We start from the raw sequence: 4,660 nt of genomic DNA on the forward strand, positions 1-4,660 counted from the left end.
GGTGCGCCGCCTGCCGCTCGGTCCCGCGCTGTGCCTGGTGCCGTGGAACGCGCCCGCCCCGATGGCCGCGCACAAGGTCGCCAGCGCGCTCGCGGCGGGCTGCCCGGTGATCCTGAAGGTCAGCGAGCTGGCGCCGTTCAGTTCGGTGCTGCTGGCACGGGCGATCGCCGAACACGTGCCGCCGGGGATGTTCCAGCTGGTGCACGGCGGCGCGGAAACCGGTGCGGCGCTGGTTGCCGATCCGCGTATCGCGGCGGTGTCGTTCACCGGCGGCGTGCCGGGCGGCCGGGCGGTCGCCACCGCGAGCGCGGCGCTGCTGCGCCCGGCGCAACTGGAGCTGGGCGGGCACAACCCGCTGATCGTGCTGCCCGACGCCGACACCGGCACCGCCGCGAGGATGGCGGCCGAACTGCTGACCACGCTCAACGGTCAGTGGTGCCGGGCGCTGGGCAGGCTGATCCTGCCGCGGACGCGGGCGGGCGAGATCGTGGCGGCGATCGGCGAGCGGCTGGCCGCGCTGACCATCGGCGCACCGCTGGACCCGGCGACCGATCTGGGTCCGCAGATCCACTCCAGACACGCGAAACTGCTGGCCGAGGCCGTGTCCGGCCTGCCTGCCCGTTCGTTCGGCACACTCCCCGCCGAGGGCAACTACGTCCAGCCCACGCTCGTGGAGCGGGATCTGCCCGAGGAGGTGTTCGGACCGGTCGCCGCCGTGGTCACCTACGACACGCACACCGATCCGGTCGCGCTCGCCAACGCCGTCCCCTACGGCCTGGAGGGCTATGTGTGCGGCGCCGACCTCGAACAGGCGCTGGCGGTGGCGCGCCGGGTGCGGGCGGGCGAGGTGAAGGTCAACGGTTCGTCGATCATGAGCCTGCACCTGATGACACCGCGACCGGCGTGGGGGGTGTCCGGCCTCGGCGAGGAGGGCACGGCCGAGACGCTGCGCTTCTTCACCGGCGCCAGAGTGGTCGGCGTCGAGGGGCGTTTCGCCCTGCACACCTCGTGACCGGGCGGCAGCCGTGACAGCACCGAGGGTGGTGGTCGCCGGGGCGGGGCCGGTGGGCCTGAGCGCCGCGCTGACCCTGGCGCGCAGAGGCATCCGGGTCACCGTGCTCGAACAGGGCGCGACCCTGGCCGCCGAATCGCGCGCCTCGACCTTCCACCCGCCCACCCTGGAGATGCTCGACCGGCTCGGCGTGGCCGGACCGCTGCTCGAGCGCGGCATCATCGCGCCCACCTTCCAGTACCGGGACCGGCGCGGCGGCGAGATCGCCACCCTCGACCTGGCGGTGCTCGCCGCAGACACCCCGTTCCCGTACCGGGTGCAGTGCGAACAGAGCACGCTGACCCCCATCCTGCTCGACGCGCTGCCGTCGCACGCCGAGGTGCGCTTCGGACAACGGGTCCACGACGTCGTGCGGCACGGCGAGGTGGTGGAGGTCCACACCGAACACGGTGTGCTGCGGGCGGATTGGCTGATCGGCGCGGACGGCGCGCACTCGGCGGTCCGCAAGGCGCTCGGCGCGGACTTCGCGGGCGCCACCTACCCGGAACGCTTCCTGGTGGCCTCGGTGGCGGAGGATCTGGCGGCGGCGCTGCCGGGAATCGCACCGATCAACTACGTGTTCGATCCGCGGGAGTGGCTGGTGCTGTTGCGCACGCCGCGCCACTGGCGGGTGCTGCTGCCCACCCCGGACGGCACGCCCGACGACGCCGAGATCGCCCGTCTGCCGGAGCGTCTGACCGGGGTCGCCGATCTCGGCAGGCCGTGGCGGGTCCTGCACGCCTCCCTGTACCGGGTGCACCAGCGGGTGGCCGATCGCTTCCGGCACGGCCGGGTGCTGCTGGCAGGCGATGCCGCCCACGTCAACAATCCGCTCGGCGGACTGGGCATGAACAGCGGCATCCACGACGCGGTGATCATGGCCGACGCGCTCGCCGACGTGCTCGACGGCGGCCCCGACGAGGCCCTGTCCGAGGCGGCGCGGCGACGGCGGACGGTGGCGGTGGAGCACGTGCAGCGCACCAGTCACGACAACTGGTCACGCATCCGCGCCGACAGCGCCGCCGAACACGAGCGCCTGCGCCGCCTGGCCGCCGACCCCGCCGCCGCGCGCGCCTATCTGCGCCGCGCGTGCCTGATCGATTCGCTGACGTGAGGCCGCCGCCGTGCCGTGGATCGAACGCGAGAACCCCGCCCGCCCCGCCGAAGTCGTCGGACGGGTGCCGGTCACCGGCCCCGCGGCGGTGGACGCGGCCGCCCGCGCGGCGCACGCCAGGTTCGCGATGTGGTCGCGGCGGCCGCTGAGCGAGCGGCTGGCGGCCCTGTCCGAGGCGGCGCGGGCGCTGGCGGCGCGGGTGCCGGAGCTGGCGGTGCTGCTGGCCAGGGAGTCCGGCAAGCCGGTGGCCGACTGCCGGGGTGAACTGTCCTTCGCGGTGACCTATCTGCGCTGGGTGTGCGACCGCGCTCCCGGGGTGCTGGCGGGCTCGGTGACCGACGACCCGCTCGGCAGGCTGACGATCGACCCTGCCCCGTTCGGCGTGGTCCTGGCCGTCACCCCGTGGAACGCGCCGGTCATCCTCTCGATGCTCAAGCTCGGTCCCGCCCTCGCGGCGGGAAACACCGTGCTGCTCAAGCCCTCCCCGCTCGCGCCGCTGACCGTGCAGGCCGTGGCCGCGCTCATGCCGGAGACCACCGTCGTGCACGGCGGACCCGAGACGGTGCTGGCGCTGATCGAGCACCCGGTGGTGCGCAAGGTGGCCTTCACCGGCGGGGAGTCCGCCGGACGCGCCATCGCCGCCGCGGCCGGACAGGCGCTCACCCCGGTGCTGCTGGAACTCGGCGGCAACGATCCGGCCGTCCTCCTCGACGATTTCGCGCTGACCGACGGCGATTACGAGCGGCTGGTCATGGCCTCCTTCGCCACCGCGGGCCAGGTCTGCATGGCCGCGAAACGGCTGTACGTGCCGCGCCGGAGGTTCGCCGAGTTCCTCGACGCCTATCTGGCCGCGGCGGCGCGCGTGCTGACCGTGGGCGATCCGGTGGACGAGGCGGTCACCATGGGGCCGGTGGTCTCCCGCGCGGCCGCGGATCGGATCGGGGGCTTGCTGGCCGAGGCGCTCGCCCGGGGCGGCAGGCCCGTCGTCCTCGCCGACGCACCGGACGGTGCGGGCTATTTCCTCTCCCCCACCCTGGTTCTCGATCTTCCCGACGACGCCGAGCTGGTCCGCCGGGAACAGTTCGGTCCGGTCCTGCCGGTGCTGGCCTACGACACCGTGGACGAGGCCGTCGCCAGGGCCAACGACAGCGAGCTCGGCTTGGGCGCCTCGGTGTGGTCGGCCGACGAGGACCGCGCCTTCGCGGTCGCCGCCCGCCTCGAGGCCGGGTTCACGTTCGTGAACACCCACAACCGGACGGGCATGTCGCTGCGCGCGCCGTTCGGCGGGACGAAGGACAGCGGCTTCGGGCGCGAGTACGGCGACGAGGGCCTGCGCGAGTACGCGCAGCCGGTCGTCCGGCATCTGCCCGCCGCCTTCCGAGCCGGCGGCGCGGGGACGGCGGCCAATGCCTACCCCACCTGACCATGTCTTTCCCGCCGCCCGCCGCGCCGTTCCCGCCGCCCGCCCGGTCACCCGCGAGCGGCGGCGGCCACCGCCGAATGGCCGTCGCCGCAGCCGCTCCCGAGAGCCCGTTACGGCGCCGTGAAGAGACCGTTACCCGCCTGGACGAGCGACCAACATTGGGACAGAATCAGAAAATTCGGAAACATCGTTTCGATGAGCGAAACACCTGGCATACTGCGTAGCGAGAAGAGGACGATGCCATGAGTCGAGTCGCAGCCGCGCAGTTCGCCGCGGGCACCGATGCGGCGGTCAATCTGCTCGCCTGTCTGCGCGCGATCGACGCCGCCGCCGAGGCGGGTGCCGAACTGGTGGTCCTGCCGGAATTCTGCAACCACCTGTCCTGGTACGCAGACCGAACGCACGCACGCCGCGAGGCACGCAGGCTCGGCGACGACTTCCTCACCGCCGTGGCAGGCCGTGCCGCCCGCCACCGCGTGTACGTCAAGATCGGCGTGAGCCTGGCCCGCACCGACGGCCGCACCACCGCGACCAGCCTGCTCTACGGCCCGGACGGCGACCTGCTGGCCGAATCCGACAAGCAGGTGCTCATGGGCGCGGAGAACGACTACTTCGACGCCGGCAGCAGCGATTCCGCCGTGGTCGACACGCCACTGGGCAGGCTGGGCATGTACGCGTGCATGGAAGGCGTCATCAACGAGGTGACCCGCTCGCTGGCGGTGCGCGGCGCGCAGATCCTGCTGAACAGTCTCAACTCCTTCGCCGTCGACGAGGCGAGCCTGCACGTGCCGGTGCGCGCCGCGGAGAACAAATGCTGGGTGGTGGCCGCCAACAAGGTCGGGCCGCTGCTGCCCGCCGAACACCTGCCCGAGATCGCCGCGAAACTGGGAGTGCCCGCCGACCGCCTGCACGGCGCGGGCGAGAGCCAGATCGTCGCCCCCGACGGGACGGTGGTGGCCATCGCGCCGCCCACCGGCGAGGCGATCGTGGTCGCCGACATCGACCCGGCCCGCGCCGACGACAAACGCCGCCCCTGGCACATATACACATCTGGCGCTGCCGCCGCATCAAG

At 73.1% G+C, this 4,660-nt stretch carries 4 protein-coding genes; all 4 read left to right on the forward strand.

The genetic code is table 11. The annotated features are described in order from the left end of the window. Positions 1-1,012: aldehyde dehydrogenase family protein (locus tag QH283_RS02705; protein WP_280501432.1), on the forward strand; the 1,012-nt coding region annotated here is incomplete at its 5' end. A gap of 13 nt (positions 1,013-1,025) precedes the next feature. Next, positions 1,026-2,165: an FAD-dependent oxidoreductase gene (locus QH283_RS02710; protein WP_280501433.1), complete on the forward strand. Its 1,140-nt coding sequence runs from the start codon at positions 1,026-1,028 to the stop codon at positions 2,163-2,165. 10 nt (positions 2,166-2,175) lie between these two features. Then, a complete protein-coding gene (locus tag QH283_RS02715; RefSeq protein WP_280501434.1) occupies positions 2,176-3,588 on the forward strand; it encodes an aldehyde dehydrogenase family protein in 1,413 nt (470 codons plus the stop codon). A 242-nt stretch (positions 3,589-3,830) separates the two neighbouring features. Continuing rightward, the coding region (locus QH283_RS02720) for a carbon-nitrogen hydrolase family protein (protein WP_280501435.1) at positions 3,831-4,660 on the forward strand (830 nt) is incomplete at its 3' end.

This window comes from Nocardia farcinica, assembly GCF_029867845.1.
Lineage (GTDB): Bacteria > Actinomycetota > Actinomycetes > Mycobacteriales > Mycobacteriaceae > Nocardia > Nocardia farcinica_A.